Source organism: Microbispora sp. CA-102843 (assembly GCF_050936215.1).
In the GTDB taxonomy this organism is placed as follows: Bacteria; Actinomycetota; Actinomycetes; order Streptosporangiales; family Streptosporangiaceae; genus Microbispora.
In genome coordinates this window covers 7683414-7709305 of record NZ_JBNJNF010000001.1, presented here as the reverse complement: position 1 = coordinate 7709305, position 25892 = coordinate 7683414, and the positions used below count along the sequence as shown (strand labels likewise).

General features: G+C 72.8%; 23 protein-coding genes. 8 read left to right on the top strand and 15 right to left on the bottom strand.

Annotated elements, in window-relative coordinates; translation table 11 throughout:
* Nucleotides 1–147: 147 nt before the first annotated feature.
* Nucleotides 148–2388: a 5-methyltetrahydropteroyltriglutamate--homocysteine S-methyltransferase gene (gene metE, locus ACQEVJ_RS35675; RefSeq protein WP_433108871.1), complete on the top strand. Its 2241-nt coding sequence runs from the start codon at nt 148–150 to the stop codon at nt 2386–2388.
* Between the two features lie 114 nt (nt 2389–2502).
* On the opposite strand, the gene ACQEVJ_RS35670 is transcribed toward metE, so the two are convergent.
* Together ACQEVJ_RS35670 and ACQEVJ_RS35665 are read right to left on the bottom strand one after the other, a co-directional pair.
* Nucleotides 2503–3177 (bottom strand): response regulator, encoded by a 675-nt coding sequence (locus ACQEVJ_RS35670; protein ID WP_433108869.1) that lies wholly within the window; start codon nt 3175–3177, stop codon nt 2503–2505.
* On the bottom strand, nt 3174–4559 hold the full coding sequence (locus tag ACQEVJ_RS35665; protein WP_433108867.1) for a sensor histidine kinase: 1386 nt from the start codon (nt 4557–4559) through the stop codon (nt 3174–3176). The genes ACQEVJ_RS35670 and ACQEVJ_RS35665 overlap by 4 nt, the downstream gene beginning before the upstream one ends.
* 161 nt (nt 4560–4720) lie before the next feature.
* Here ACQEVJ_RS35665 and ACQEVJ_RS35660 point away from each other — a divergent pair, with 161 nt between their 5' ends.
* Complete coding sequence (locus tag ACQEVJ_RS35660; protein WP_433108865.1) at nt 4721–5764, top strand: carboxymuconolactone decarboxylase family protein; 1044 nt, start codon at nt 4721–4723, stop codon at nt 5762–5764.
* A gap of 13 nt (nt 5765–5777) precedes the next feature.
* On the opposite strand, the gene ACQEVJ_RS35655 is transcribed toward ACQEVJ_RS35660, so the two are convergent.
* Nucleotides 5778–6713 carry an AraC family transcriptional regulator gene (locus ACQEVJ_RS35655; protein WP_433108863.1) on the bottom strand — a complete coding sequence of 312 codons (936 nt, stop codon included), beginning with the start codon at nt 6711–6713 and terminating at the stop codon, nt 5778–5780.
* A gap of 145 nt (nt 6714–6858) precedes the next feature.
* On the opposite strand from ACQEVJ_RS35655, the gene ACQEVJ_RS35650 reads away from it, so the two are divergent.
* Nucleotides 6859–7416 (top strand): NADPH-dependent FMN reductase, encoded by a 558-nt coding sequence (locus ACQEVJ_RS35650; RefSeq protein WP_433108861.1) that lies wholly within the window; start codon nt 6859–6861, stop codon nt 7414–7416.
* Between the two features lie 27 nt (nt 7417–7443).
* Here the strand turns inward: ACQEVJ_RS35650 and ACQEVJ_RS35645 are convergent, their stop codons facing one another.
* The 3 genes from ACQEVJ_RS35645 to ACQEVJ_RS35635 form a co-directional block, all read right to left on the bottom strand.
* Nucleotides 7444–8226, bottom strand: a complete 783-nt coding sequence (locus ACQEVJ_RS35645) for a PhzF family phenazine biosynthesis protein (protein ID WP_433108859.1) — start codon at nt 8224–8226, stop codon at nt 7444–7446.
* A 59-nt stretch (nt 8227–8285) separates the two neighbouring features.
* Nucleotides 8286–9386 carry an acetate/propionate family kinase gene (locus ACQEVJ_RS35640; RefSeq protein ID WP_433108857.1) on the bottom strand — a complete coding sequence of 367 codons (1101 nt, stop codon included), beginning with the start codon at nt 9384–9386 and terminating at the stop codon, nt 8286–8288.
* A 69-nt stretch (nt 9387–9455) separates the two neighbouring features.
* Nucleotides 9456–10220, bottom strand: coding sequence for a class I SAM-dependent methyltransferase (locus tag ACQEVJ_RS35635; RefSeq protein ID WP_433108855.1), 765 nt, complete (start codon nt 10218–10220; stop codon nt 9456–9458).
* 98 nt (nt 10221–10318) lie between these two features.
* Here ACQEVJ_RS35635 and ACQEVJ_RS35630 point away from each other — a divergent pair, with 98 nt between their 5' ends.
* Nucleotides 10319–10861 (top strand): CGNR zinc finger domain-containing protein, encoded by a 543-nt coding sequence (locus ACQEVJ_RS35630; RefSeq protein ID WP_433108853.1) that lies wholly within the window; start codon nt 10319–10321, stop codon nt 10859–10861.
* A gap of 119 nt (nt 10862–10980) precedes the next feature.
* Nucleotides 10981–11730 (top strand): SDR family NAD(P)-dependent oxidoreductase, encoded by a 750-nt coding sequence (locus ACQEVJ_RS35625; RefSeq protein WP_433108851.1) that lies wholly within the window; start codon nt 10981–10983, stop codon nt 11728–11730.
* A 230-nt stretch (nt 11731–11960) separates the two neighbouring features.
* Here ACQEVJ_RS35625 and ACQEVJ_RS35620 read toward each other — a convergent pair whose 3' ends face one another.
* Both ACQEVJ_RS35620 and ACQEVJ_RS35615 read right to left on the bottom strand, forming a co-directional pair.
* Entirely contained in the window at nt 11961–13193 is a 1233-nt protein-coding gene (locus ACQEVJ_RS35620; protein ID WP_433108849.1) for a hypothetical protein, read from the bottom strand.
* An 11-nt stretch (nt 13194–13204) separates the two neighbouring features.
* Complete coding sequence (locus tag ACQEVJ_RS35615; RefSeq protein WP_433108847.1) at nt 13205–14281, bottom strand: M48 family metalloprotease; 1077 nt, start codon at nt 14279–14281, stop codon at nt 13205–13207.
* A 324-nt stretch (nt 14282–14605) separates the two neighbouring features.
* Between ACQEVJ_RS35615 and ACQEVJ_RS35610 the strand changes: the two genes are divergently transcribed.
* Nucleotides 14606–15118 (top strand): effector-associated constant component EACC1, encoded by a 513-nt coding sequence (locus ACQEVJ_RS35610; protein WP_433108844.1) that lies wholly within the window; start codon nt 14606–14608, stop codon nt 15116–15118.
* A 58-nt stretch (nt 15119–15176) separates the two neighbouring features.
* Here ACQEVJ_RS35610 and ACQEVJ_RS35605 read toward each other — a convergent pair whose 3' ends face one another.
* A complete protein-coding gene (locus ACQEVJ_RS35605) occupies nt 15177–15911 on the bottom strand; it encodes a PP2C family protein-serine/threonine phosphatase (protein WP_433108842.1) in 735 nt (244 codons plus the stop codon).
* 58 nt (nt 15912–15969) lie between these two features.
* Between ACQEVJ_RS35605 and ACQEVJ_RS35600 the strand changes: the two genes are divergently transcribed.
* On the top strand, nt 15970–18021 hold the full coding sequence (locus ACQEVJ_RS35600; RefSeq protein WP_433108840.1) for an N-6 DNA methylase: 2052 nt from the start codon (nt 15970–15972) through the stop codon (nt 18019–18021).
* Between the two features lie 120 nt (nt 18022–18141).
* The gene (locus ACQEVJ_RS35595) at nt 18142–19032 is read left to right on the top strand and encodes a serine/threonine-protein kinase (protein WP_433108838.1); all 891 of its coding nucleotides are present in this window, start codon (nt 18142–18144) and stop codon (nt 19030–19032) included.
* A gap of 9 nt (nt 19033–19041) precedes the next feature.
* On the opposite strand, the gene ACQEVJ_RS35590 is transcribed toward ACQEVJ_RS35595, so the two are convergent.
* The 6 genes from ACQEVJ_RS35590 to ACQEVJ_RS35565 form a co-directional block, all read right to left on the bottom strand.
* On the bottom strand, nt 19042–20085 hold the full coding sequence (locus ACQEVJ_RS35590; protein ID WP_433108836.1) for a DUF2293 domain-containing protein: 1044 nt from the start codon (nt 20083–20085) through the stop codon (nt 19042–19044).
* A 15-nt stretch (nt 20086–20100) separates the two neighbouring features.
* Nucleotides 20101–21267 (bottom strand): rod shape-determining protein RodA, encoded by a 1167-nt coding sequence (gene rodA / locus ACQEVJ_RS35585; protein ID WP_433108834.1) that lies wholly within the window; start codon nt 21265–21267, stop codon nt 20101–20103.
* Nucleotides 21268–21343: 76 nt separating this feature from the next.
* Nucleotides 21344–23392, bottom strand: a complete 2049-nt coding sequence (gene mrdA, locus ACQEVJ_RS35580) for a penicillin-binding protein 2 (RefSeq protein WP_433108832.1) — start codon at nt 23390–23392, stop codon at nt 21344–21346.
* Nucleotides 23385–23966, bottom strand: a complete 582-nt coding sequence (locus ACQEVJ_RS35575; RefSeq protein WP_433108830.1) for a hypothetical protein — start codon at nt 23964–23966, stop codon at nt 23385–23387. The genes mrdA and ACQEVJ_RS35575 overlap by 8 nt, the downstream gene beginning before the upstream one ends.
* Nucleotides 23966–24802, bottom strand: coding sequence for a rod shape-determining protein MreC (mreC, locus tag ACQEVJ_RS35570; protein ID WP_433108828.1), 837 nt, complete (start codon nt 24800–24802; stop codon nt 23966–23968). The genes ACQEVJ_RS35575 and mreC overlap by 1 nt, the downstream gene beginning before the upstream one ends.
* Complete coding sequence (locus tag ACQEVJ_RS35565; RefSeq protein WP_433108826.1) at nt 24799–25833, bottom strand: rod shape-determining protein; 1035 nt, start codon at nt 25831–25833, stop codon at nt 24799–24801. Before ACQEVJ_RS35565 ends, mreC begins: the two co-directional genes overlap by 4 nt.
* Between the last annotated feature and the right edge of the window lie 59 nt (nt 25834–25892).

Sequence of the window (25892 nt, the reverse complement as noted above, 5' to 3'; positions counted from 1 at the left end):
GTATGGCCGAGGAGCTCAGGTTATGGATGCCGGCGGCTTATCAGTGCGACGTCGAGCTGATCCATAAGCGCGGTCAATAGATCCGTCGGTGTGGCACCGGGCGAGGGGAGGATGCGGGGCGTCCTGTTCGACGCATGAGGAGTGGTGATGACGTCGTCTTTTCCCGCATCGACCGTGCTGGGGTATCCGAGGATCGGGCCGGATCGGGAGTTGAAGCGGGCGCTGGAGTCGTACTGGGAGGGGCGTTCCAGCCGGGCGGACCTGGAGGAGACCGCGCGGCGGTTGCGGGAGGACACCTGGCGGCGGCTCGCGGCGCTCGGTGTGGAAGGCCTGCCGTCGAACACGTTCTCCTACTACGACCAGGTGCTCGACACGGCGGTGCTGCTGGGCGCGGTGCCCGCGCGTTACCGGCACGACGACGACCTGACGACCTACTTCGCGATGGCCCGGGGCGCCGAGGGGATCGCCCCACTGCGCATGACCAAGTGGTTCGACACCAACTACCACTACATCGTTCCCGAGATCGGCCCGGACATGGTCTTCTCGCTCGACGCCGCCAAGCCGCTGGCAGAGGTACGCGAGGCTCGTGCGCTGGGGCTGGAGACCCGGCCGGTGCTGGTCGGACCGGTGACATTCCTGCTGCTGTCGCAGGCCGCCCCGGACAGTCCAGGCAGCCCGGGCAGCCCGGGCAGCCCTGACGGCTTCGCTCCGCTCGACCGGCTGGACGACGTCGTCGAGGTGTACGCGCAACTGCTGGCCGAGCTGGCCGCGGAGGGCGTCGGCTGGGTGCAGCTGGACGAGCCCGCCCTGGTCGCCGACCGCACCCCCGCCGAGCTGGCCGCGGTCGAGACGGCGTACGGCCGGCTGGGACGGCTGGAGCATCGGCCCGCGCTGCTGGTCGCCTCCTGTTTCGGGGATCTCGGCGACGCGCTGCCCGTGCTGGCCGGTACGCCGGTCGAGGCCGTCGGCCTGGACCTCGTCCGGGGCACGGCCGACGGTGTGGACGCCCTGACCGGCAAGACGGTCGTGGCCGGCGTGGTGTCGGGCCGGGACGTGTGGCGCACAGACCGGGACCGCGCGCTGGCCACGCTGCTCGCCGTACGGGAGCGTGCCGGGCGGGTCGTGGTGAGCACGTCGTGCTCCCTCCTCCACGTGCCGTACGACGCGGAACGGGAGACCGGCCTCGATCCCGCGCTGCGGGAGCGGCTGGCGTTCGCCGAGCAGAAGGTCGCCGAGGTGGTCGAACTGGCGGCTCTGCTCGCCGCCACACTCGGCCGTCACCTGCCCGAACACCCCGTCGCGCAGGACCGTCCGCAGGCATTCCCGGTCAGGACGGCGGAGGGCCGCGCCCCCTACGCCGTACGGGCGGCGGCGCAGGCCGAGCACCTGAAGCTGCCGCTCCTCCCGGTCACCACGATCGGCTCCTTCCCCCAGACGGACGAGCTGCGCCGGGCCCGGGCTGCCCTGACGGCCGGGGAGATCGGCGAGGCGGCGTACGAGAGCATGGTCCGGGCGGAGATCGAGCAGGTGATCGCGCTGCAGGAGCGGCTGGGGCTGGACGTCCTCGTGCACGGCGAGCCCGAGCGCAACGACATGGTGCAGTATTTCGCCGAGCACCTCGACGGCTTCGCCGTCACCCGGCACGGCTGGGTCCAGTCGTACGGCTCGCGCTGCACCCGCCCGCCCATCCTGCACGGCGACGTGCGGCGGCCGGAGCCGATCACCGTCCGCTGGGCGAGGTACGCCCAGTCGCTGACGAGCAAGCCGGTCAAGGGGATGCTCACCGGCCCGGTGACCATCGTGGCGTGGTCGTTCGTCCGCGACGACCTGCCGCTGCGCGAGGTGGTGTTCCAGGTCGCCGACGCCGTACGGGAGGAGGTGGGCGACCTGGAAGAGGCGGGCATCCGGGTCATCCAGGTCGACGAGCCCGCGCTGCGCGAGCTGGTGCCGCTGCGGCGTGCCGAGCAGGCCGCGTATCTGGAGTGGGCCGTCGCGGCCTACCGATGGGCCACCTCGGGTGCGAGCGAGCACACGCAGATCCACACGCACCTGTGCTACTCGGACGCCGACCAGATCCTCGCCGCGATCGACGCCCTCGACGCCGACGTCACGAGCATCGAGTCGGCACGCTCGCGGGGGCGGCTGCTCGGCGCGGTCGGCGCCTTCCCCAGGGGACTCGGACCGGGCGTGTACGACATCCACTCGCCGCGCGTGCCGGGCGCCGACGAGGTGGAGCGCCTGCTCGCGGAGGCGCTGCGGACGGTGCCCGCCGAGCGGTTGTGGGTCAACCCCGACTGCGGGCTGAAGACCCGCTCGTACGAGCAGGTCGAGGCGGCGCTCGCCAACGTGGTCGAAGCGGCGGCCCGCCTGCGCGAGCGCCAGGCCTGAGCATCACGCAGGCCTGGAAGGGCGTCTACGGGCCGACGCCGGCCAGGACGGCACCGCGCTAGAGCCCGAGCGGGCTGCCGCGGCCGTCCAGGCAGGTCAGCACGATCTCGTGGGTCAGCCGGGCTTGGCGGAACCTCGGGGGATCACCAGGCCGGACTCGTAGGCGAAGACGACGAGCTGGGCGCGGTCCCGCGCGCCGAGCTTGGTCATCGCCCTGCTCACGTGGGTCTTGGCGGTGAACGGGCTGATCACCATGTGCGCGGCGATCTCCTCGTTGGTCAGGCCACGCGCGACCAGGGCGACGACCTCCCGTTCGCGGTTGGTGAGCGCCTCAAGGGCGGCCGTCGGCACGGCGTCCGGCGGGCGGGAGACGTACTCGCTGATGAGCGTCCGGGTGACCGCCGGGGACAGCAGGGCGTCGCCGCGCGCCGCGACCCTGATCGCCTGGAGAAGCTCCACCGGGTCGGTGTCCTTGAGCAGGAAGCCGCTCGCGCCCGCCCGCAGCGCGTCGAACACGTATCGGTCGAGCCCGTAGTTGGTCAGGATCACCACCCGGGTGGCGGCCAGGCGGGGATCAGCGGCGATGCGCCGGGTCGTCTCGATGCCGTCCATCACCGGCATCTGGATGTCCACGAGCGCGACGTCGGGGACGTGCCGCTCGGCCAGCACCAGGCCCTGACTGCCGTCGCCCGCCTCGCCGACCACCTCCACGCCGTCCTCGGCGTCGAGCAGCGCCCTGAACCCGGCCCGGATGAGCGCCTGGTCGTCCACCAGCAGCACCCTGATCACGCCGCTCCCTCCTGGACCGGCAAGGGCAGCTCGGCGTGGATGGTGAAACCGCCGTCCGCCCCCGGACCGGTCTGGAGCCGCCCGCCGAGCGCGGACACCCGCTCCCGCATGCCGGTGAGTCCCACGCCCACGCGAACCGCTTCGGGCCGGACCACCGTGGCCGTCTCGGAGGTCCCGTCCGCTCCGTGTCGCGGCGTGGCGGCGGGCAGGCCCCTGCCGTCGTCCTCGACGCGCACGACGAGGGAGTCGGGCAGATAGCGGACGTGCACGGACGCCGAGGCGGGGCCCGCGTGCCGCGCCACGTTGGTGAGCGCCTCCTGCACGATCCGGTAGGCGGCCAGGTCGACCTCGGGCGGCAGGGCGCGGGGTGTGCCGGTGATCGCCAGCGTGGCCGGCACGCCCGCCGACCGCGCCCGCTCGACCAGCTCGCCGATGCGGTCGGCCCGGGCCGTGCCGGGCGCGTCGTCCGGGCCGGGTTCGCGCAGCACCTCCAGCGTCGCGCGCAGCTCCCGCATGGCGTCCGCACTCGCGTTCTGGATCGCCAGCAGCGCGGCCGGCACGTCGTCGCCTCGCTTGCGCGCGAGATGGACGGCCACGCCGGCCTGCACCTTGATGATCGAGATGCTGTGGGTGAGCGAGTCGTGCAGTTCTCTGGCGATGCGCAGCCGCTCCTCGCCGGCCCGGCGCAGCGCGACCTCCTCGCGGGTGCGCTCCGCCTGGATGGCGCGCTGCTCGGCCTGGCGCAGGTACGCCTGGCGCTGCCGCAGGACGACCCCCGCCACGTTGGCGGCGACGAACCAGCCGAGCAGCAGGCCGACCCTGTCCACCACCTCGCGCGGGGTCCGCGCCCCGAGATCCGACAGCTCCACCAGCAGGACACCGGTGACGTAGGCGGCGCTGACCGACGCCGCCCACACGCGCCGGCCCGCGGTGGCCGCGGAGAACACCATGACCAGGACGGGGAAGGCGGTCGTGGTCTCGGGATGCGCCCACAGGGCGTAGGCCAGCATGCAGGCCGCGGCGACGACGAGCGCCGTCACGGGCGCCGGCCGCCGCGCGGCCAAGGCGGCGGATCCGCCGATCAGGAGCAGGTAGCCCACCACCCCCACCTGCGCGGGGCCGTTCGGCGAGCCGGGAAGCAGGGTGGCGCCGGCGAGCAGCACCGCCACGACAGCCGCGATCGCGGCGTCCGAGGCGTAGGCCCGGGGAACGCGGCGGGGCCGGGCCTCCGTCCGGCCGTCCGAGAGGGCCGTTCCGTCCGGGAAGGTCAACAGGTCCGCTAACGCCCGCCGGGCGGGGGACGCGGGTGCATCCGTGATCACCGATGACTTGGTGATCACGGATGGCTCTGGGGACGCCTGCCGTCCGCGATCGCCGTCCATGTCAGAAGAGTAAACCGAGCCTCTTGCGCGCCGCCTCCTCCCGGCGGACCGATCCTGCACTACTCCCGGCGGAGTACGGCCGCCGCCTTTCAGCTGTTCCGGGAGCGGCCGGGAACGCATTCCGCCGTACGACGACGGCGGCGGCCGCGCTCGGCAGGATCGTGACGCATGACAGTACGACCGACGAGGAGGCCGGGATGGCGACGCCATACCGCTATGTGACCCCAGTACCCACGGAGGCGGCGGCCGGGCTGATCGCCCAGGTCTACGGCCAGATCGCGCGTGATTTCGGCATGGCCCGCATGCCGCTGTTCCTGACGCTGTCCCCGGCCCCCGAGGTGCTCGCTCCCACGTGGGCGATGCTGCGTGAGTCGTTGCTGGCCGGGCAGGCCCCGAGGGCGGCCAAGGAGGTCGTCGCCGCCGGGGTCTCCCTCGCCAACAAGTGCCCGTTCTGCGTCGACGCGCACACCGTGCTCCTGCACGCGACCGGCGAGCACGAACTGGCCGAGACCGTCGCGCGCGGGCAGGCGCCGTCCGATCCGGACCACGCCCGGCTGTTCGCCTGGGCCACCGGCACGGCCACGGCCGGGCAGGCGCCGCCGTGCCCGCCCGGTCACGCGGCCGAGCACATCGGCACGGCCCTCGCCTTCCATTTCATCAACCGGATGGTGTCGTCGCTGCTGACCGACAACCTCCTGCCCGCCGGACTGCAGCGGTCCCGGCTCGTACGCGGCCTGGGCGGCAGGGCCCTCGCCAGGACGGTGCGCCGCAGGCTGCCGCAGGGCGAGGCGCTGCCGCTGCTGCGCGGGCTGCCGTCGGGCCCGGCCCCGGCCTGGGCGGCGGGCGCCGCGGCCGGGACGGCGTTCGCCACGCTGCAGGCCGCGGCGGGGGAGGGAGTCGCCCTGCTGGGGGACACGGCCGGGGAGGCGGTCGTGGAGGCCGTCGCGGCCTGGGACGGGGGCCACCCTCCGCTGTCCGGCTGGCCGTCCGGTCCGCTGGCGGACGTCGCCCCCGCGCAGCGCCCGGCGGCCCGGCTCGCCCTGCTGGCCGCGCTCGCGCCTTATCGGGTGACCGACGGCGACGTCGCCGCCTGGCGGGAGGCCGGGGGCGGCCGGTCCGACGCGGACCTCGTGCGACTGCTGGCGTTCGGGGCGATCACCGCCGTCCGGCGGATCGAGGCCGCCCTCGCCGTGCCGGCCTCCTGACCCCAGGCGGTTTTCAGGAAGCGGGGGCGCAGACCGTACGGCGGTACCTGCCCGGGGAGATCCCGTGCTCGCGTTTGAACGCGTTACCGAACGCGAACTCCGAGCCGTATCCGACACGCCTGGCCACCTCCGCCACAGAGGCGTCCGTCTCCTGTAGCAGGCGGGCCGCGGTGGACAGCCGCCACCAGGTGAGATAGGCCAGGGGCGGCTTGCCGATCAGGTCGGTGAAGCGGCGGGAGAACGCGGCCCGGGACAGGCCGGCGCGCTCGCCGAGCGACTGGACGGTCCAGGGGTGGGCGGGATCGCGATGGATGGCGTCGAGGGCGGCGCTGACGGCCGGGTCGGCGAGGGCGGCGGCCCAGCCCGAGTGGGCGCACTGCGCTCCCTCGGCCTCGAACCAGGCCCGCAGGATGTAGAGCTGAAGGATGTCGAGCAGGGACGAGACCACGGTGTCCGCGCCCAGGAGGGGGGTTTCGATCTCCCGGGCGAGCAGGTCCACCGCGGCTCGCAGCTCGGGATGACGGCCGAGCCGGGCGGGCAGATGGATCACGCCTGGCAGTGACCGCAGGCTGGGGTGGGTCCTGGCCTGGTCGAGCCGGTACCCGCAGCAGAGTGTGACCGTCTCGGCTCCGGTGCCGCCGAGAGCGGCCGAACTGATCATGCCGACGTCTCGGTAGGGGTCGCAGACGGGTTCGGCCAGGGGAGTCGCGGGGCTGTCGGCCAGGCCGTACCCGCCGCCCTGCGGGAGGAACACCACGTCTCCCATGCTCAGCGCGACGGGCTCACCCTCGGGCGGGAGGAACCAGCAGGACCCGCGCAGGACCACCTGGAAAGTCGCGGAGCCGGGCTCCGCCGGGAAGCGCTGTCCCCAGGGAGCCCGCCAGGAGACGCGTGCGGAGCGCGGGCGGCCTGTACGCATGATGGCGATGACGTCGCTCAGGACATCCATGCGGAGAGTCTAGGCCGCAAGACTCTCGCGTATAAATGCCATATCCACACGCATTGGTCTTCTCTCTGCCGCTTCCTAGAGTTGTCGTCACACGCCGCGGGCCCCGGCGCCGAGTCCCCCTCCTACAGGGAAAGAGACCACTCGCATGATCAAAGTAGGTGTCATCATCGGCAGCACCCGCCCCGGCCGCAACGGGGCGGCGGTCGCCCGCTGGGTCCACGACCTGGCCGTCAAGCGCGGCGACGCCGAGTACGAACTGGTCGACCTCGAGGACTACGCGCTGCCGCACCTGGACGAGCCGCTGCCCGCGGCGGCCGGGCAGTACGAGCATGCCCACACAAGGAGGTGGTCGCAGGCGGTCGCCGCCCTCGACGCGTTCGTCTTCGTGACCCCTGAGTACAACCGCTCGACCTCGGGCGCGCTCAAGACCGCGATCGACTTCCTGTACGCGGAGTGGGCGAACAAGGCCGCCGGGTTCGTCGGCTACGGCGTGGACGGCGGCGCACGCGCCATCGAGCACCTGCGCCAGATTCTCGCCACGGCCGGCGTCGCAGGCGTGGCGCCGCAGGTCACGCTCTCCATCCGCGACGACTTCGAGAACTTCTCCGATTTCCGGCCCGCCGCCCGGCACGAGGATTCCGTGCGGCTCATGCTCGACCACGTCGTCTCCTGGGCGGAGGCCCTGCGTACGGTCAGGGTGTGACGAGCGGGCGACCGCGGGCGGAGGAGGTCAGACCTCCAGTTCGCCGGACCATATGGTCACGGCGTGCCCGGCGAGTTCGACGCGGTCGCCGCGCAGGGTCGTGCGCACGGTTCCGCCGCGCCGCGACACCTGCTCCCCGACGAGCGTGTCCCGGCCGAGCCTGCCCGACCAGTGCGGCGCGAGCACGCAGTGGGCCGAACCGGTGACCGGGTCCTCAGGCACGCCCACCCGGGGGCCGAAGAACCGGGAGACGTAGTCGGCGGAGGTGCCCTCGCCGGACGCCGTCACGATCACGCCCCGGACCTCGACCTCGGCCAGCCGCGCCATGTCGGGGTCGGCGGCCCGCACGTCCTCGGCTGAGCCGACCTCGACCAGGAGGTCGAACTCGCTGCGGCCGGTCCACACCGGCGTGACGCCGAGGGCCTCGACGAGGCCGTCCGGCGGCGGGCACGGCGCGGCCTGCTTCGCCGGGAAGTCCATGGCGATCAGCCCGCTGTCCGCCTGCTCGGTCGCGAGCACGCCGCTCTTCGTGTCGAACTCCAGCCGCCCGGACTCCCCAATGGAGTAGAGGACGTGCGCGGTGGCCAGGGTGGCGTGCCCGCACAGCGCGACCTCGACCGCCGGGGTGAACCAGCGCAGCGAGCGCGGCCCCTCGTCGCGCCGCAGCACGAAGGCCGTCTCGGAATGGCGCATCTCGGCGGCCACCGCCTGCATCCACTCGTCCGGCACGGTCTCGTCGAGGAGGCAGACCGCGGCGGGATTGCCCCGGAACGGCCGGTCGGTGAAGGAGTCCACGGTGAAGATGCGCATGTCGGCTGATTGTACGGCCGGCCTCGCCCGTCGCCGTCGATCAACGCCCCGTGGGGCCGTCAGGCGGGGTGGCCGAGCGCGGCGAGGGTCTCCCGGGCGACCTGGAGCTCCTCCCGGGGCCGTACGACGAGGACCGGCAGCCGGGCGCCCGGCGGGCTGACGACGCGATCCCGGTCCACATCGGTCACGGCGGGCGGCTCGACGCCGAGCAGCGACAGCCTGCCGCACACCGCCTCGCGCACCTCGGGCTGGTCCCAGCCGATCTCGCCGGTGAACACGAGAGCGTCGAGCCGGTCGAGGGCGGCGGTCGAGGCGGCGATCTCCCGGCTCACCCGGTAGGTGAACACGTCGAGCGCCGACGCGGCGGCCTCCTCCTTCGAGGAGACCAGGTCGCGGGTGTCGCCGGACAGGCCGTCCGAGAGCCCGAGCAGGCCGGAATCGTGCTCCAGCCCGTCGCGCAGCTCCTCCAGCGTGAGGCGCGCGCCGGACAGCAGCCACAGGAGCATGCCGGGATCGACGCTGCCGGAACGCTTGCTCATGGGCACGCCCTCCAACGGCGTGAACCCCATCGAGGTGTCCACGCTCCGGCCGTTCCGCACGGCGCAGACCGAGCATCCGCCGCCGAGATGCGTGAGGACCAGGTTGACCTCTCCCGCCGGGCGTCCGAGCAGTTCGGCCGCCCGGCGGGTCGCCCAGGCGTACGACAGCCCGTGGAAGCCATAGCGGCGCAGGCCCCACCGGCGCCGCCACCCGGCCGGCAGGGCGTAGGTCGCGGCGGCGGAGGGAAGTCCGGCGTGGAAGGCGGTGTCGGGACACAGCACGTGCGGCACGGACGGCAGCACCCGCCGGGCCGCCTCGACCAGCGCGAGCGCGGGCGGCACGTGCAGCGGCGCGAGGTCGGCGTATCCGCGGACGGCCTTCACCACGTCGTCGTCGGCGACGGCCGGCGCGCGGACGGCCTCGCCGCCGTGGACGAGCCGGTGACCGACGGCGGTCACCTCGACGTCCGCCCCGGACAGGAAGTCCGACAGCGTACGCTCCGACTCGGCGGGGTCGGGGCTGTGCTCGCTGTGTTCGGTCCGCAGCACGCGGCCGTCCCGCACCAGATGCAGTTGCAGGCTGCTGGAGCCCGCGTTGACGGTGAGCACGGTCGGTGTCATGGCGTCCGTCTTTCCGGCGGCCCGGCGGGCAAACCCCGCCGGGCCGCCGGACAGGGCGGGCCAGGGAGATTACGGACGTACGGCGCAGAGCAGACGGTTGTCGCCGCGCTGCCACAGCGTCCCGATCTCGGCGAAGCCCGCCGAGCGGAGGGCCTCGACGTGGGTGGACAGGTGGAGCGACTCCGAGCCGTGGTGCGCCGCGGTGGCGGGCCGTGGCGCCGCGACACCGGCGAGCTCGGGGTCGGCGGCGATCGCGTCCCACCACTGGCGCCAGTCCTCGGGACGGCCGGCGGCGAAGCGCCGCCGCTCCTCGCTCTCGTGCACGGCCCGCTCCAGCCGCGCCAGCGCCGGAGTGGTGTCCTCCGAGCTGAAGTGGTCGCCGTTGAGGAACAGCCCGCCCGGCCGCAGCACGGTCGCGAGCTCGGCGTACACGGCTCGCAGGTCGGGCTCGGCCAGCCAGTGCAGGGCCGTCGTGCTCACCGCCGCGTCCGCCGGGCGGTCGAGGCCGAGCGCCTCGCTCCACCCCCGCTCCCGCAGGTCAAGGTCGGCGAAGCGCAGGCCGTCGCGGCCGCCGTACGCCGCCTGGGCGAGCGACAGCAACAGAGGATCGGCGTCGACCGCGACGACCGTGGCCCGGGGAAGGCGGCTCAGCAGGCGGGCCGACAGCGAGCCGGGGCCGCAGCCGAGGTCGATCACAAGGGGGTCCGGGCGGCCCGCGCCCGCCTCGACAGCGTCGATCAGCGCGGTGAAGCGCTCCTCCCGGTCGGGGAGGTAGCCCTCCTGCTGGCGGTCCCAACGGTCGATCCACCGGGTGGCTACGTCGAACGTGAGCATGCCGTCTCCTTGTAACTGGCGTGTATGCTTTCGGCAGTTACAACGTAGAACGCAAGGACGTAACTGGTCAAGTGAACTTCAACAGTCACACTGATGCTGTGGTGTCGGTCGCCGTCGGCCTGGTCAACGCGCTGACCGCAGGTGAGGCGCGGGGCCGGCCGTACGAGCCGCCGACGGGTGAGGCGCGGGCCGCCGCGGTCGCCGACATCCTCGCGACCGGCGACAGGCGGGCGCCCGAGGTCGCCGAGACGGAGGCGGGGGCGCTGGCCCAGGTCGCGGGGCGACTGCGCGGCGTGTTCGAGGCGGTGACGCGCGGCGACGTGGACGCGGCGGCGCTCACCGTGAACGGACTGCTGGCGGAGACGGACGCGCGCCCGCACCTCGACCGGCACGACGGGGAGCCCTGGCACCTGCACTTCCACGGCGCGGGCGGCACCCTGGCCGGAAACTACGCGGCGAGTTGCGCGACCGGCCTCGCCGTGGTGCTCGGCAGCGAGCTGCACGACCGGCTCGGCGTGTGCACCGCGCCGCACTGCGACCGCGTGTACGTGGACACCTCCCGCAACGGCACCCGCCGCTTCTGCTCCACGGCCTGCCAGAACCGGGTCAAGACGGCCGCCTTCCGGGCGCGCGGCGCCTGACCGCTCCGCCGCGCCTTCCCTGCTCCCTCGCCCCGCTTTCCCTGGTCTCTCCCTGGGGCCGAACGCCAGGTCCGATCGCCGCCGGACCTCCCGGCGCCGTTGTCGGCATGCTCGACACCATGAACGAGATCAACGACATGAACGGCAAAGCGGCGCTGGTCACCGGGGGTGGCCGGGGCATCGGCGCGGCCGTCGTCCTGAAGCTGGCCGAGCGCGGCGCGGACGTGGCGCTGACCTACGAGCGCGACGAGGACAGCGCGGCCGCCGTGGCCGAGAAGGTGAAGGGGATGGGCCGGCGGGCGCTGGTCATCCGGGCCGACAACGGCGACGCGGCGGCGGTCACCGCGGCCGTGGACGAGGCCGCCGCGGAGTTCGGCCGGCTCGACGTCCTCGTGAACAACGCGGCCGTCTTCCACGTCGCGCCGATCGAGGACCTGGGGCCGGAGGAGGTCGACCATACGCTCGCGGTCAACGTGCGCGGGCCGCTCCTGGCCGCACGGGCGGCGGCGAGCCACATGACCGAGGGCGGCCGGATCATCACCGTCGGGAGCAACGTCGCCGAGCGGACCGTCTTCCCCGGGTTCACCCTGTACGCCATGAGCAAGACGGCCATGACCGGAATGACCAAGGGGCTCGCCCGCGACCTCGGGCCGCGTGGCATCACGGTCAACCTCGTCAACCCCGGCCCGACCGACACCGCCTCGAACCCGGCGGACAGCCCCATGGCCGACACGGTCCGGGGACTCACGGTCCTCGGCCGCTACGCGGAGCCGGACGACATCGCCGAGACCATCGCCCACCTGGCCGGCGGCGGCGGGCGCTACGTCACCGGCGCGACGATCAACGTCGACGGCGGCTGGGCCGTCTGACGCGGTCCTGGCACGGCTGCTCGCCGCGATCGCCGACCCGGCCAAGGACGGCATCCCGGCTGTCGCGCGGCGGAACAGATGAACCGTCTCCGCCCGGCACCGCACTCGGAACGGCACAGCGCGCGGTGCCGTTCCGATCGATCCCGAGACGGCGGTCAGGCGCCGACAGCCTCGACGTCGGCGACGACGTAGGAGATCTCGTGCAACCCTGGCGCGTCATGCCGCCGCGGTCACTCCTGTTGCGGTTCGAACCTGATCGCTCCGTCCGAGACGACCACGCTGCCGGAGAGATAGATGTCTGATCTGTAGCTGTAGCTGTAGGTTTCGCCGCTGAAGCTGTATTTTGCCCGGCCGGTTACGTCGGCCTCACCGGGGCCGGTGGTCCTCACCTCCACTGCGCCGGAATCGCCGCGGCTCACCTCGTACTCCGGGTACCTGACGATCTTCCATCGCACATCGGTCACACTCGACAAGGAGCTCGCGGAGAAGGGGCAGTTCTCCGGCGCGAGCGTGCTCCTCTGGGCGCAGCCGTCGACGAGCGACCGCACCTGCTGGTCGATAGAGGCGCGCGCGCTGCCTTTGATCGTGGGCTCCAGGGCCGCCTGCCCGCCGGCGTATTCCGAGTCGGTGACTCCCGCGTACGCCATGACAGGGTCGGCCTCCCACAGCGGCTGGTCGGGCAGTGACACCCGGTACCCGCCCGGATAGGCAGTCAATGTGCGGGAGGAGCCGTCTACGAACGGGACGTTGGTCCCCGCGACGACGACGGAATCGGCCCCAGGAGCCGCAACGGTGATCTGGTCCAGCCCGCCCTCGATCCGCCAAAGGCGGAAAAGACCGGCGGTGAGATGGTCGTCGCGGCGAAGGCGGAGGCTCATCCAGTGCTTCTGCCGATCCAGCATGAAACTCGCGCGGACGTCCACCCACACCTCGCCGTCCCCGGAAGGGACTTCGGACGCCTCCTCCACATGGACGTCCGTGGGCGGGGTGTAGCCGGGCGACCGCAGCACCCTTTCCTGCAGCAGCGCCGGGTCACCGAGATCGTAGACCGGCAGGAGCAGTGCGCGTGCGCCGGTGGCGTCCCGGTCGCGCAGCGCGTCGAAGAGCCGGGCCACGGTGGACTCCGGCTGACAGCAGGAGCGCTCGACGGCCTTGAGGCCGACGATCAGCACGACCAGCACGAGAAAGACGAGCAAGCCGATCACGACAGGCACCCGATGCGTCCGGTAATCGACGAAGACATCCGTCGTGTCGATCGGGGCGGCGGGTGCGTATGGCTGCGCGGCGAGCACGGCCAGCGGGTGCCCGCAATTCGAGCAGAACCGGGCGTCCTGATCGTTGCGGTCCGCGGAGGACGGGGAGATCGGAGTGGCGGTGTCACGGGTGTGCCCACATCGCAGGCACGTCGGCCGCGACGGCGGCGCGGCGGTGCGGCACTTCGGACAAGCGGCGGAGGTGGCCATGAGCTGTCCCGTCAGTCCAGATCGTTGGTCAACAGCACGGGCAGAGGCAGGGCCGGGGAGTCCTCGTCCGGCAGGGGGTAGTCGCGCCCGGGCTCTTCCAGCCGTTCCAGCCGCAGCTCGTTCGGGGGGTGCGAAGCGCAGACGGCCGCGACCCAGCCGTTGCGCCCGCCCTCGAAGGAACGGCGGAAACGCGTCAGCACCCGGCGCATGCCGATGCGGTACCCGGCGAGAATGGCGCCCTCGTCGGCGCGATACTCGGCCCGCCGTGAGTCGGCCGCCTGCATCGGAACCACGAAAAACTGGACGGTCACGAAGACCGGCCAGAAGACGAGCCAGACGAGGAACCTCAACACCGAGTTGCGGGCCTGGGCGCGCAGCCAGCCTCCGCCCGCCTGCAGAAGGTAGAGCGGGAGCGCGACTCCGCGCATGAATACGGCGGAAAGCGGGTCTCCGTTGCGCCAGTGCACCAGCTCGTGGGCGAGTACCGCGGAGATGGGTTCCGGGTCGTAGGCGAACTCGTCGAGTAGACCCTGATTGATAACTATATGTCGGGTGTATGCGAACGCATTTGGGTCCCTCGTATCGTCGATGAGTATGACCGGGTGATTCGACAGCTTCAGTCGTGCGGTCGCTTCGCCCACGAGCGGCAGGATAAAGGCGGCTTCACGCCGGCTGAGCCGGCGCGCGCCGGTGACCTGAAGTATCCGCCGTTCGAATATCACGCGATAGGCGGCATAGCACAGCCCGACCAGGATGCCCAGGAGGATCGACCCGAGAATTGTGGCGACTCCGTCGACCACGCTTTCTTCGAACGGGCCGACGAAGACCCAGGCAATGCCGAGAACGAACCCTAGCGCGCCTCCGAGGATCACACCCAGCAGGCCTGCCATGGCCCCGTTGGACCGGAAGAGCAGATTCTGTGCGGCGTCGCCCACCAGTGGCAGATCACTGATCAGCGGGGGAAGCGCCTGCTTTCCCAAGAGGGGAGTGATGAAGTAGGCGGAGACCCCAAAGGTGATCATCGCCGATGTCGCCATCGCCAGCGCGGCGGGTACGTAGAACCAGGCCGCGACGAGGCCCGCCGCCACACCTCGGGGATTGCGAAATATGCTCGATTTGAACCAAATTATGGCACTCGGGAAGTCGGTGGGTCGGTCAGGGGCGAGTCGCTCGATCAGAGAGCCGGAAGTAGGTTTCTCACCCGGGGATTTGCTGCTTATGGGTGCGTCAAGGCCGTTTGTCCAATTTTGGGGCTCCATGCCCGCCTCCGTATGCGGTATGCGCGATGCGAGAGCATCCGGTAGTATGCCGCAACCCGGTAGCATGCCGACGATAAACAGAAAAAAGGGGATTTGACCTGATGTGAAGGTCGAATATGTCGGGTTTGGGCCGGTGCGAAAGGAGCTCCCGGGATGAGAGTCGGCATGCGGGTACGCGGTGGTGGACGCGCGTCCGGCGAGCAGGAGAAGGAACTGGCCGCGTATCTCGACGGCAGGGAGCAGTTACGCGGTCGCGTGCATCTGGTGGACGAACGCCGGCGGTCGGCTGGCATGAGCCAGTCCGTCGCATCCGTGCTGACCGAACTGGGCCCCTATGCCGTGGTCTTCGCCACGGCCTTGATCTCCTGGATCCGGCACCGGACCTCCGACACGACGGTGACAGTGCGCCGGCAGGACGGGGCGGAGTTCGAAGTCTCGGCTCAGCGCGTACGCGGGCTGGGCGCCGCGCAACTGCGCGCACTTGTGGAGCAGATCGCGCAGGTGGTGGACAACGGCGGCGCCCCGGCCGGCCCGTCTACAGGTGACCCGACAGGCACACCCTCAAACATCCCGGAGGCCGGCCGCGGGCGTGCCGAAGCGGCGGTCCTCCCGCCTGGCGACGCCGGTCTTGAGCTCGCGCTGGAGGAGGTCCTCCGAGTCGAGTGAGCCCGCGCCCGAGACCTGATGCGGCCTCCGGTGAAGTCGCCGCCCCCCGCATGAGGGGTCAGGCGTCGGCGGCTTCGACGTCGGCGACCACGCACGAGATGTTGTCGGGCCCGCCGCCCTCGTTGGCCAGCTCGATGAGCCGGCGGACCGTCTCCTGCGGATCGGCCACGGTGGTGAGCACGTGGTGCAGCGCCTCGGGTTCGAGCACGGAGGTCAGCCCGTCGGAGCACAGCAGGTAGCGGTCGCCCGGGTGCGCCTCGCGCAGCGACAGGTCGGGCTCGGCCAGGCCGCTCGTCTCCAGCGCCCGCAGCAGCAGCGAGCGGCGCGGATGGCGGGCGGCCTGGTCGGGGCTCATGCGCCCGTCGTCCACCAGCGACTGCACCAGCGTGTGGTCGTGCGTGATCTGGTAGAGCGCGCCGTCACGCAGCATGTACGCCCGCGAGTCGCCCACGTGGGCCAGGGCGAACTTCCCGTGGCCGTCCCACAGCATCGCGGTGACCGTGGTGCCCATCCGTTCGAGCGACGGGTCCTGCGCGGCGAGGTCGCCCAGGCGCTGCCCCGCCTCCCGCACGGCGTCCGCGAGGGCGGCCACGGGGTCGGCGGGAGCCGCGCCGTCCTCCAGTCTGGCCAGTGCGGAGATGACGGCCGCGCTGGCTACTTCGCCGTGTCCGTGCCCGCCCATCCCGTCGGCGATGGCGAGCAGGCGCTCGCCGGCGTGCACCGAATCCTCGTTGTTGGCACGCGAGCGCCCGACGTCCGACCCAGCGGCGTACCGAATACGGTTGTGCGTCATGGTTTTGAGTAAACCATTGGTTGAGTCACTTCACAAGCACAGTGCTAGGCTCGCGTTCATGAGCCACGACGCCCAGGCGGACAACACGGCGGACACGACGGCGCGCCCCGCCGCCGCGAGCCCGCTCGAGGCCGCCGTCGAAGCGGCGGTCGAAGCGACCGTGAACGCGGGCGACATCGCCAGGCTCGCCGACGTCGGCAGGGCCGCGGTCAGCAACTGGCGACGCCGATACGAGGACTTCCCCCAACCGGTCGGCGGTACCGCCTCCAGCCCGCTTTTCTCGCTTCCCGAAGTGGAGGCGTGGCTGCGCAGGAACGGCAAGTCGTTCGAGGTGTCCCAGGGCGACCGCGTCTGGCAGCGGCTGCGCGCGTCGGCCGACGACCTGCGCCTGGGCGAGGTGCTGGGGGAGGTCGGGGCGTTCCTGCTCTACACGCTCCGCGACCCCGACGGCTGGAAGCGGCTGTCCGCCGCCCCCGACTTCGCCGTACGGCTCCCGCGCGCGGTGGCCGAGGCGACCGCCGACCTGCCCCCGCGCGCGGGGGACGAGACGCCGGTCGAGCCCGGCCTGCTCCGGCTGGTCGCCGGGATGGCCGAGCGGCACGGCGCGGCCGGCGCGTTCGAGTTCCTCTGCGAGCGGTACGCCGAGGCGCACAGCCGCAGGCTGGCGCTGACCCGGCCCGACGTGGCCGCCCTGATGACCCGGCTGGCCTGCACGGGGGCGCGTACGGTGCTCGACCCCGCGTGCGGCATGGGCACGCTCCTTCTGGACGCCGCCGGGGACGGTGCGGCGGGGGACGAGGCGCGGCTGCTCGGCCAGGACGCCAACGAGACGGTCGCGCTGCTCGCCGCGCTGCGGCTCCTGCTGCGCGGGCGGGACGCCCGGGTCGTCCCCGGGGACGCGCTGCGGAACGACGCGTTCCCGCCGGACCGGCCGGTGGACGCGCTCGCGGACGCGGTGGTGTGCGACCCGCCGTTCAACGAGCGGGCCTGGGGCCACGAGGACCTCATCGGCGATCCGCGCTGGCAGTACGGCATGCCCCCGCGGGGCGAGCCGGAGCTGGCCTGGGTGCAGCACGGCCTCGCCCACGTGCGGCCCGGCGGGCTGGTGGCCATCCTGATGCCGGGCGCCGCGGCGAGCCGCCGCCCCGGACGCCGCATCCGGGCGAACCTGCTGCGGACGGGCGCGCTGCGCGCGGTCTTCACGCTGGCGCCAGGAGGCCCCGACCTGTGGCTGCTGCGCCGTCCAGAGCCCGGGGAGCGGCAGCCAGGCGCGATCCTCGTGGCCGACGCGGGAGACGACCCGGCCTCCGTCGAAACGGCCTGGCGGGCCCACCTCGCGGAGACCGAGCTCCCGCACGGAGGCCGCACGGTCAGGATCATCGACATCCTCGACGACGAGGTGGACGTGAGCCCGGCGCGGCACCTGTCGCCCAGGATCGACACCCGGGGCTTTCCCGCGGCCGGGGAGCGCTTCCGGGAGGCGGTCGCGGCGCTGGCCGACGACGTGCCCGACCTGGAGGTGCTGACCGGCGGCGCGGCGGGCTGGGACGCGTCGTGGGCGACCGTCGCCGAGATGGCCAGATCAGGGCTGGTCACCATCCGCCACTCCACCCTGCGGGCGCTGCCTGCCGATGTTCCCGGCGGCGAGGTGTCCGAGGGTGGGATGCCCGTGCTGACGGCCGACGACGTCGCGGCCGGGACGGCGCCGTCGCGGCGGATTCCGCGCGCCCCCGGCCTGGTCGCCGTGCGCCGGGGAGACGTCGTGGCGTCGGCCGTCACCGCCCGGGTGGTCGCGGGGGAGGGGGCGGTCCTGGGGCCCCATCTCAGCCTTTTCCGCGTCCATCCAGAAAAGGTGGATCCCGAGTTCCTGGCCGGGTTCCTGCGCTACGCGGCGGGCGGCGGCCGGCCGCATCTGGGCAGCAGCCGCGTGGAGGCCCGCCGGGCCCGCGTCCCCCAGCTTCCCCTGGCCGTCCAGCGGACGTACGGCTCGGCCTTCCGGCGGCTGCTCGCGCTGGAGGACGGCCTGCGCGAGGCGGCCGCCGCGGGGGAGGCGCTCGCCCGCCTCGGCGTCGAGGGGCTGGTGGACGGACGCCTCCGTCCTCGCGGATGACGCTCGACGGCCCGGCCGAGAGCTCCTTGGCTGAGAAAGTCCTGTTCGCCCGGCCGCTGAGCCCGAGCATCGCGGATGAATCCGGTAGCTTTTTCCCCGATAGGCCGACGGGAGGGGCGCATGGTCATCGGCGACCGGTATGACCTGGACGACCTCCCCCTGGGGCAGGGCGGCATGGGCGCCGTTTACGGCGGGCACGACCGGCGGCTCGACCGCAAGGTGGCGGTGAAGTTCCTGCGGCTGCCCGACGGCCCGGACGAGGAGTTGCAGCGCCGGTTCATCCGCGAGGCGCGGATCCTCGCGAAGCTCGACCATCCGGGCGCGCCGGTGCTGTACGACTTCGGCACCTACGAGCAGCGGCTCTTCCAGGTCATGCAGTTCATCGAGGGCGTGACGGTCGCCGACCTGCTGAGCGAGCACGGCCCGCTGCCGGTGCCGTGGGCCGCGGCCATCGCCGCCCAGGCGTGCGCCGTGCTGACCGCCGCCCACGAGCTGTCGATCTGCCACCGGGACCTCAAGCCGACCAACCTCATGCTCTGCCCGGACGGCAGCGTGAAGCTGCTCGACTTCGGGCTCGCCATGCTGCGCGAGGCGGACGTCGCCCAATTCACCCGGATCGGCCAGATCCTCGGCACCCCGGCGTACATGTCCCCCGAGCAGATCCAGCGGGGTGTCGCCGGGCCGAAGAGCGACCTGTACTCCCTCGGCTGCGTGCTGCACGAGATGCTGACCGGCAACCAGCTGTTCACCGGGCCCACGGAGTACGCCGTGTTCGACAAGCAGGTGAAGGAACGGCCGCCCCGGGTCCCGGGGGTCCCCGCCGAGCTCGACTGCCTCATCGCCGAACTGCTGGAGAAGGAGCCGGACAACCGGCCGCCCGACGCGCACACGCTGTTCGAGCGGCTGCAGCCGTTCGCGGTCGACCTGCCCCCGCTGCCCGGCTTCCTCAACCCGTCGTCGGTCCCCAGCCCCGGGCGCATGTACGCCCAGATGGTCGGCCGCGTCCGATAAAGGCCGCGCTCAGCCGCGCCAGGCCCTCAGGACCTCCTCGACCCGGGGGCGGATCCGCTCGCGGGCCGTCATCCGCGGCGTACCGGCCATCAGCAGCTCGTCGTAGTCGGTGTCCAGATGGCGCACGCTCGCGATCACGGCGAGCGTGATGGCGTTCTCGTCCAGCACGCGGGCGGCGGCGGTGCGGCCGACCCGCCCGCTGCCGCGTACGGCGGCGTGCGCGGCGATGGTCTCGGCCCGCTCGGCCGGGCAGCTGGGGAACAGGCGGCGGATCTCCGCCGCCATCCTCGCCTGAAACTCGGCGTCCTCACCTGCGCGGCGCTCGCGGTCGCGTTCGCGGCGGCGCAGCCGCGCCTCCTCGTCGGCCAGGCACTGCTCCTCGGCCCGCGTCAGCGCCTCCTCCTCGACCAGGACGCCGAGCCGCTCGTATCTCTTGCGCCGCCGGTTGAAGCGGACCACCACCGCCGACAGGCCGCTCTCCTTCTTGGCGCGGCGGCTCAGCGCCGCGTTCCCCGCGGGGAGCAAGCACAGGTGGTCCATGTCGGCGCAGGTCAGGCAGTGCGGCCGGTCATCCTCCATGATCAGATAGGGTCCGGTGTCCCCGCACCCGGCGCAGGTCCACGCGTCCAGCGGCGCGACCACCACGAGGTCGGGGGCCTTGCTGTGCCGTTCCTCGATCTGCCGCCGCCGCGCGTCGCTCAGCTGCGGTGAGAGCCAGTGGACGCGGAAGGCGCGCTCCAGGCCCTCGTCGCCCGCCGCCGTGAAGCGCAAGGGCCGCCGGTCGCGGGTGCCCGCCGTGTACGCCGCCTCGCTCTCCACCAGGTCGCGGGACAGGGCCCACGCGCGCAGATGCGACAGGGCCTCCTCCATCCGGCCTGCGTCCACGGCGGCCAGCCGTTCCAGGCTGTCGGCGCGGCCCTGCCGCCAGGTCTCCACGTGGCGGTCGTGCAGCCACCGCAGGCCGGTGAGGACGTCGATCGGGGTCACGTACTTGCGGGTGGCCAGGGCGATCTCCGCCGCCTGGACCACCCGTCCGCCGAGCTTGCTGCGCATTCCTCCAAGAGTGCCCTATGCGGGAGTGCGCGTACGCCGGTTCACGGCGGCCAGCAGTCCTACGGCCGCCAGGCTGGAGATCGTGGCCGACCCGCCGTATGACACGAACGGCAGCGGCAGCCCCGCGACCGGTAGCAGGCCCATGGTCATCCCCACGTTCACGAACGTCTGGAACGCCAGCCAGCACACCACCCCGCCGGCCACCGCCGTGCCGAACGGCGAAGGGCTCTTGGCCGCGATCCACAGGCCGCGCCACAGCAGGGCGAGCATCAGCAGGATCACGCAGGCGGCGCCGAGGAAGCCGAGCTCCTCGCCCGCGACCGTGAAGATGAAGTCGGTGTGCTGCTCGGGCACGAAATGGCCCGCCGTCTGCTCGCCGTGGAACAGCCCCTTGCCCAGCAGGCCCCCGGAGCCGATCGCGATCCTGGCCTGGGTGGCGTTGTAGCCCACGCCCATCGGGTCGGCGGCCGGGTCGGCCAGCACCATCAGGCGCTGGAGCTGGTAGGGCCGGATGAGGTCGAGCCGCCACACCAGGAAGAGCCCGGCGGCCCCGGCGGAGGCGAACGCCGCGAACCACCTCTTGGGCGCGCCGGACACCGCGATCATCCCGGTGGTCAGCACCAGGAAGACGAGGGCGGTGCCGTAGTCGGGCTGCAGCGCGATCAAGCCGACCGGCAGCGCGGCGAGGCCGAGGGCGAGCAGCACGGCCCCCGCGCCCGGCCTGCGCTCGCCGTCGCGCGGCTCGCCGAGCGCCGTCGCGAGCGCGAGCACCGTGGCCGCCTTGGCGAACTCGGACGGCTGGAACTGCAGTCCGTCGCCGAGCACGATCCACGCGTGCGAGCCGTTGATCGTACGGCCCAGCGGGGTCAGCACGGCGACCAGCCCGGCCAGCCCGAGCAGGTACAGCACCGGGACGTAGGCCCGCAGCATCCGCAGGTCGATCCGCGAGACGGCCCACATGAGGGCGAAGCCGATGCCGACGCTGAGCGCCTGCCGCTGCGGCAGCGTCGAGCCCGGCTCGTTGCGGGTGGCCGACCACACGAGCACCAGCCCGATCGCCGACAACGCTGCCGCGGGCAGCACCAGCCCCCAGGCGGGGAAGAAGGCGAGGCGCGCCCACGCCCTGCGCCTGGGCGCCCGGCTCGCAGGCAGTCGTGCGGACAGGGGACCGAGCGTCGTCATCGCGCGCCTCCGAACAGCTGAGCCCTGCCTGTCTGGCCCCTGCCTGCCTGAGCCCTGCCTGTCTGACCCCTGCCCGTCACCGCGTGCCACCCGCCCCGGCGAACGCGGCCGGAGGCAGGGAGGCGGACCGCGTCCCCCTGTCATCCTTCTTGTGCTTCTTGTCCTTCTTGTCGTGCTTTTTCTCGTCGTGGGTGAGGGCGGCGATGCCCTCCCAGATCTCCCGGGCGGCGGGAGCCGCCGTGGTCCCGCCCGTGCCGCCCTGCGAGACGACGACCACCACGACATACTTGGGCTTCTTCACCGGGCCGAAGGAGGCGAACCACGAGGTGTCCTGCCTGCCGTACGCCTCGGCGGTGCCGGTCTTCCCCGCGACCGGCAGGCGCTTGAACGGGTAGCCCGCGAACGCGCCAGCGGCCGTGCCCGAGCGCGGCACACCGGCGAGCGAGTCGCGGATGAACCGCAGCGTCTTACGCGAGGCGTCGATCCTGCCCACGACGGGCGGGGTGACCGTGCGGACCACGGTGCCGTCGGGGCGCACGACCTGCTTGCCGATCCTGGGGCTGAAGACCGTGCCGCCGTTGGCGAGCGCGGCGTACCCCCGGGCGAGCTGGAGCGGCGTCACCAGCACGTCGCCCTGGCCGATCGAGAAGTTGGCCGCGTCGCCGGCCCACCAGACCCCGCCGGAGCGGCAGTTGTCGGTGGCGAGAGCCTTGAGGTAGGCCGCCCGCTTGCGGTCGGACAGCTCCGGATAGCCGGTCTTGGCGCGGCGGCACGAGTCGGCCTTGCTCCGCTCCCAGTTGGCCTTCTTCCAGGCGCGGTCGGGCACTCTTCCCTGAGCCTCGTGCGGCAGGTCGACGCCGGTGGGCGTGCCGAACCCGAACTCCCTGGCCATCGCCTGCATCGGGTCCTTGGGATGTTTGACCGGCTTGAGCCCGCCGTCGCGCTGCCACATCTTCTCCGCGAACCGGTAGAAGATCGTGTCGCAGGACACCACCAGGGCCCGGCGCATGTCCATCCGGCCCAGTTCGGCGCTCTCGAAGTTGTGGAACACCCGGCCGCCGATCGTGTAGCCGCCGGGGCAGTCGTAGGAGGCCCGCAGCGAGTAGCCGGCCTTCGCCGCCGCGGCCGTCGAGGTCACCTTCCACGTCGAGCCCGGCGGCCACTGCCCCTGCACGGCGGCGCTGACCAGCGGCAGGTCCTCGTAGTCGTGCTGGGAGATGCCCCCGGTCCACACGCTCGGGTCGTAGGTGGGATAGTCGGCGATCGCCGTCACCCGCCCGGTCTTCGCCTCAAGCACCACCGCCGCGCCGCTGTCGGCGGGCTCGCCCCGCTTGCGCGCGGCGGTCACGGCCCGGGCCAGCGCCCGCTCGGCCGCCTCCTGGATGCGCGCGTCGATGCTGGTCACCAGCGTGTCCCCGGCCACGGCGGCCTCCTCGCGGATCAGGCCGGTGACCTTGCCGGTGCTGTCCACCGCCACCTCCCTGACCCCGGTCCGGCCGGCCAGCTCGCGGTCGTACTGCGCTTCGAGGCCGTCGCGGCCGATCAGCTCCGGGCCTCCCTCGGGGTCGTCGGGGGAGGGCGGCTGCAGGTAGCCGAGCACGTGCGCCGCGGCCGAGCCGAGCGGGTAGGTCCTGACCGGCCGCAACGCGGTGCTGACGCCGGGGAACTCGTCCTGCCGCTCCGCGATCCACAGCGCCGTGCGCACGCTCACGTCGTCGGCCACGGTGATCGGCTGGTAGGGCGAGCCGGGCCAGCACGGCCGGGGCGCGCCCCCGGCGCACAGCCGGGCCCGGTCGGCGATCTCCTGGTAGGGCCGGCCCAGGGCCCGGGCGAGCCGGGTCAGCACGTCCTTTCCGCCGTCGGGCTGGTGGATGAGGGCCATGTAGTCCACCGACACCTGCGGTTTGGTCTCGTTGGCCACCAGCGCCCGGCCGCGTACGTCGAGGATCCGCCCCCGCACCGGCGGCAGGACGACCGAGCGCGCCCGCGACTCCGTGGCGGCCCTGACGTACGACGGGCCGGTGACGATCTGCAGATACCACAGGCGGCCGAGCAGGGTCAGCATGAGCGCGGTCACCACGACGAACACGAGCGTGAGACGGCCGCGGTGGACAGTCCTACGCAAGCCGCCTCCCCCGCGCGTACGGATCGCGGGATCCGTCCCGTGATCTCGGCACCCGCCCGAACGACCGGCGACGGGGCAGCAGGGCGATCGCCACCGCCACGAGCGCGGCCAGGCCGACGGTCCAGGCGACGGCGCCGGGCGCGAGGGCCGTGCCCCACGGCGTCCCGTCGAGCAGGGCCGCGAGCGCGCCCCCGGCGAGCGTCGCGCCCAAGGCCACGGCGGCGGCGACGGCGGCGCGCCGCCAGGCCGCGCCGTCCGCGGTGACCCGCGCGCACACCCACCCGGCCAGGCACAACACCAGGGCGAGCCGTCCGACGGTGTGATCGGCGGGCGGCGCGATGTCGGCGGCCAGGCCCGCGGCGAACCCCAGGAACGCCCCAGCCCCTGCCCCCGCGGCGCCCCGCTCCGGCAAACCCCTGGCCTCCGGCCTGGGCCGCAGCAGCGGCGCGAGCGCGATGACGGCGACCAGCACGACGTCGGGACCGCCGCCGGGCAGGGACAGTCCGTTCACCACGGCGACCTGGAGCACCGGTGCGACGAGGACGACGAGCACGGACAGGACGACCGACCTCATCACGCCCCCTTCGCCTTCTTCGACCCGCTCTTCCGGGTTTCCTCGGCCTCGGCCGAGCCCTTGTCGCCGGACGTGTCCACCGCCGGGTCCGCGGCGTCCGGCAGCGGTCCCAGGACCACGGTGACGAGGTCGAGCGCGGTGAACCGGGCGAAGGGACGCACGAGCGCCGACCTGGTCAGCGCGTCCGGCGCGGGCTCGGCCGCGACCACGGTGCCGATCGGCACGTCGGGCACATACGGCCGCATGTTGCGCGAGCCCAGCGTCACGACCCGGTCGCCGGGCTTGACCTCGGCGGAGGGGTTGAGCAGGCTCAGCCGCAGCAGCCCGCGCTCGGGGACACCGGCCACCAGGCCGACCTCCCGCGAACCCTCGAGCCGTGCGCCGATCGAGGCGCCGGAGGCCGTGGCGAGCTGGACCGTCGCCGTGCCGGGCCCGGACCGCAGGATCCGGCCGACCAGCCCGTTCCCGTCGAACACGGTCATGTCGCGGGCCACGCCTCCGTCGGAGCCGGTGTCGACGGTGACCGTTCCGTCCCGGCCGAAGCCGATGACGTGGGCCGACACGACCCGATAGCCGTCCGCCTGAGCGGGGGACGGGGTCGGGCGGCGGGCGGCCAGCAGGTCGGCGCGCAGCCGGGCGTTCTCGCGTTCGAGATCCTCCAGGCGGCGCTCGCCCGACGCCCAGCGGACGCCGGCGGACGCCGCGTCCTCCAGCCCGCCGTACAGGGCCGACCCGAACGTCCGCAGCGGTTCGAGCGGGTTGACGGTGTCGGCCACGATCAGGGCGGCGGAGACGAGCACAAGCAGCGCGGGCGCCCGACGACCGGCGGCCCTCATCTGCGCGTTTCGGGGAGGAACACGTCCTGCATGTCGTCGAAGCGCTCGACGCACCGGCCCGCGCCCAGCACCACCGACTGCAGCGGCTGGTCGACGAGGTTGATCGGCATGCCGACGGCCTTCTCGAGCCGTTCGGCCAGCCCGTCGAGCAGCGCGCCGCCGCCGGTCAGCACGATGCCGTTGTCGATCAGGTCGCCCGCCAGCTCGGCCGGGCACTGGTCCAGCGTGCTCTGCACGGCGTCGACGATCGTCTGAACCTGGTCCTCGATCGCCTCCCTGACCTGCGCCCGGTTGATCGTCGCGGTCTTGGGCAGGCCGGTCACCAGGTCGCGGCCCCGGATCGGCAGTGGTGTGGCGTCGTCGCCGCCCGGTCGCGCGCTGCCCATCTTGATCTTGATGTGCTCGGCCGTGCGCTCGCCGAGCATCAGCGAGTGTTCCTTCTTGACGTAGTTGACGATCGCCTCGTCGAGCTCGTCGCCGCCGACCCGCACGGACTTCGACACGACCACCCCGCCGAGCGAGACGATCGCGACCTCCGTCGTGCCGCCGCCGATGTCCACGACCATGTTGCCGGTCGTGGCGCCCACGTTGAGCCCCGCGCCGATCGCCGCGGCCATCGGCTCCTCGATGATGTGGACCCGGCGGGCGCCCGCCTCGTACGCCGCCTCCCTGACCGCGCGCTGCTCGACGCTCGTGGTGCCGCTCGGCACGGCGACGACGACCCGAGGCTTGGCCAGGTAGCGGTTCTTGTGCGCCACCTGGATGAAGTGCCGCAGCATGCGCTCGGCCGCGTCGAGGTCGGCGATCACGCCGTCCTTGAGCGGGCGCAGCGTGGCGATGTGGGGCGGGGTCCGCCCGATCATCTCCTTCGCCGCGGTCCCGACCGCAACGATCCTGTCCGTGTGCAGGTTGATCGCCACCACCGAGGGCTCGTCGAGGACGACGCCCTTCTTCCGCACGTACACGAGCGTGTTGGCCGTTCCGAGATCGACCGCCATGTCCCGGCCGAGCAACCCCCACGGGAAACCCATCGCCGACCAGCTTTCAGAGAGGAGGGAGAGCACGCGTGATCGCTGCCCGGCGGCCCCGC

What these genes read in the sequence shown, in the direction of transcription:
- ACQEVJ_RS35565 (WP_433108826.1), bottom strand. Translation starts at nt 25,833, where the DNA reads ATGGGTTTCCCGTGGGGGTTGCTCGGCCGGGACATGGCGGTCGATCTC.
- ACQEVJ_RS35610 (WP_433108844.1), top strand. Translation starts at nt 14,606, where the DNA reads ATGAGAGTCGGCATGCGGGTACGCGGTGGTGGACGCGCGTCCGGCGAG.
- ACQEVJ_RS35650 (WP_433108861.1), top strand. Translation starts at nt 6,859, where the DNA reads ATGATCAAAGTAGGTGTCATCATCGGCAGCACCCGCCCCGGCCGCAAC.
- ACQEVJ_RS35640 (WP_433108857.1), bottom strand. Translation starts at nt 9,386, where the DNA reads ATGACACCGACCGTGCTCACCGTCAACGCGGGCTCCAGCAGCCTGCAA.
- ACQEVJ_RS35635 (WP_433108855.1), bottom strand. Translation starts at nt 10,220, where the DNA reads ATGCTCACGTTCGACGTAGCCACCCGGTGGATCGACCGTTGGGACCGC.
- metE (WP_433108871.1), top strand. Translation starts at nt 148, where the DNA reads ATGACGTCGTCTTTTCCCGCATCGACCGTGCTGGGGTATCCGAGGATC.
- ACQEVJ_RS35605 (WP_433108842.1), bottom strand. Translation starts at nt 15,911, where the DNA reads ATGACGCACAACCGTATTCGGTACGCCGCTGGGTCGGACGTCGGGCGC.
- ACQEVJ_RS35575 (WP_433108830.1), bottom strand. Translation starts at nt 23,966, where the DNA reads ATGAGGTCGGTCGTCCTGTCCGTGCTCGTCGTCCTCGTCGCACCGGTG.
- ACQEVJ_RS35645 (WP_433108859.1), bottom strand. Translation starts at nt 8,226, where the DNA reads ATGCGCATCTTCACCGTGGACTCCTTCACCGACCGGCCGTTCCGGGGC.
- ACQEVJ_RS35620 (WP_433108849.1), bottom strand. Translation starts at nt 13,193, where the DNA reads ATGGCCACCTCCGCCGCTTGTCCGAAGTGCCGCACCGCCGCGCCGCCG.
- rodA (WP_433108834.1), bottom strand. Translation starts at nt 21,267, where the DNA reads ATGACGACGCTCGGTCCCCTGTCCGCACGACTGCCTGCGAGCCGGGCG.
- ACQEVJ_RS35600 (WP_433108840.1), top strand. Translation starts at nt 15,970, where the DNA reads ATGAGCCACGACGCCCAGGCGGACAACACGGCGGACACGACGGCGCGC.
- ACQEVJ_RS35625 (WP_433108851.1), top strand. Translation starts at nt 10,981, where the DNA reads ATGAACGAGATCAACGACATGAACGGCAAAGCGGCGCTGGTCACCGGG.
- mreC (WP_433108828.1), bottom strand. Translation starts at nt 24,802, where the DNA reads ATGAGGGCCGCCGGTCGTCGGGCGCCCGCGCTGCTTGTGCTCGTCTCC.
- ACQEVJ_RS35595 (WP_433108838.1), top strand. Translation starts at nt 18,142, where the DNA reads ATGGTCATCGGCGACCGGTATGACCTGGACGACCTCCCCCTGGGGCAG.
- ACQEVJ_RS35665 (WP_433108867.1), bottom strand. Translation starts at nt 4,559, where the DNA reads ATGGACGGCGATCGCGGACGGCAGGCGTCCCCAGAGCCATCCGTGATC.
- ACQEVJ_RS35655 (WP_433108863.1), bottom strand. Translation starts at nt 6,713, where the DNA reads ATGGATGTCCTGAGCGACGTCATCGCCATCATGCGTACAGGCCGCCCG.
- ACQEVJ_RS35590 (WP_433108836.1), bottom strand. Translation starts at nt 20,085, where the DNA reads ATGCGCAGCAAGCTCGGCGGACGGGTGGTCCAGGCGGCGGAGATCGCC.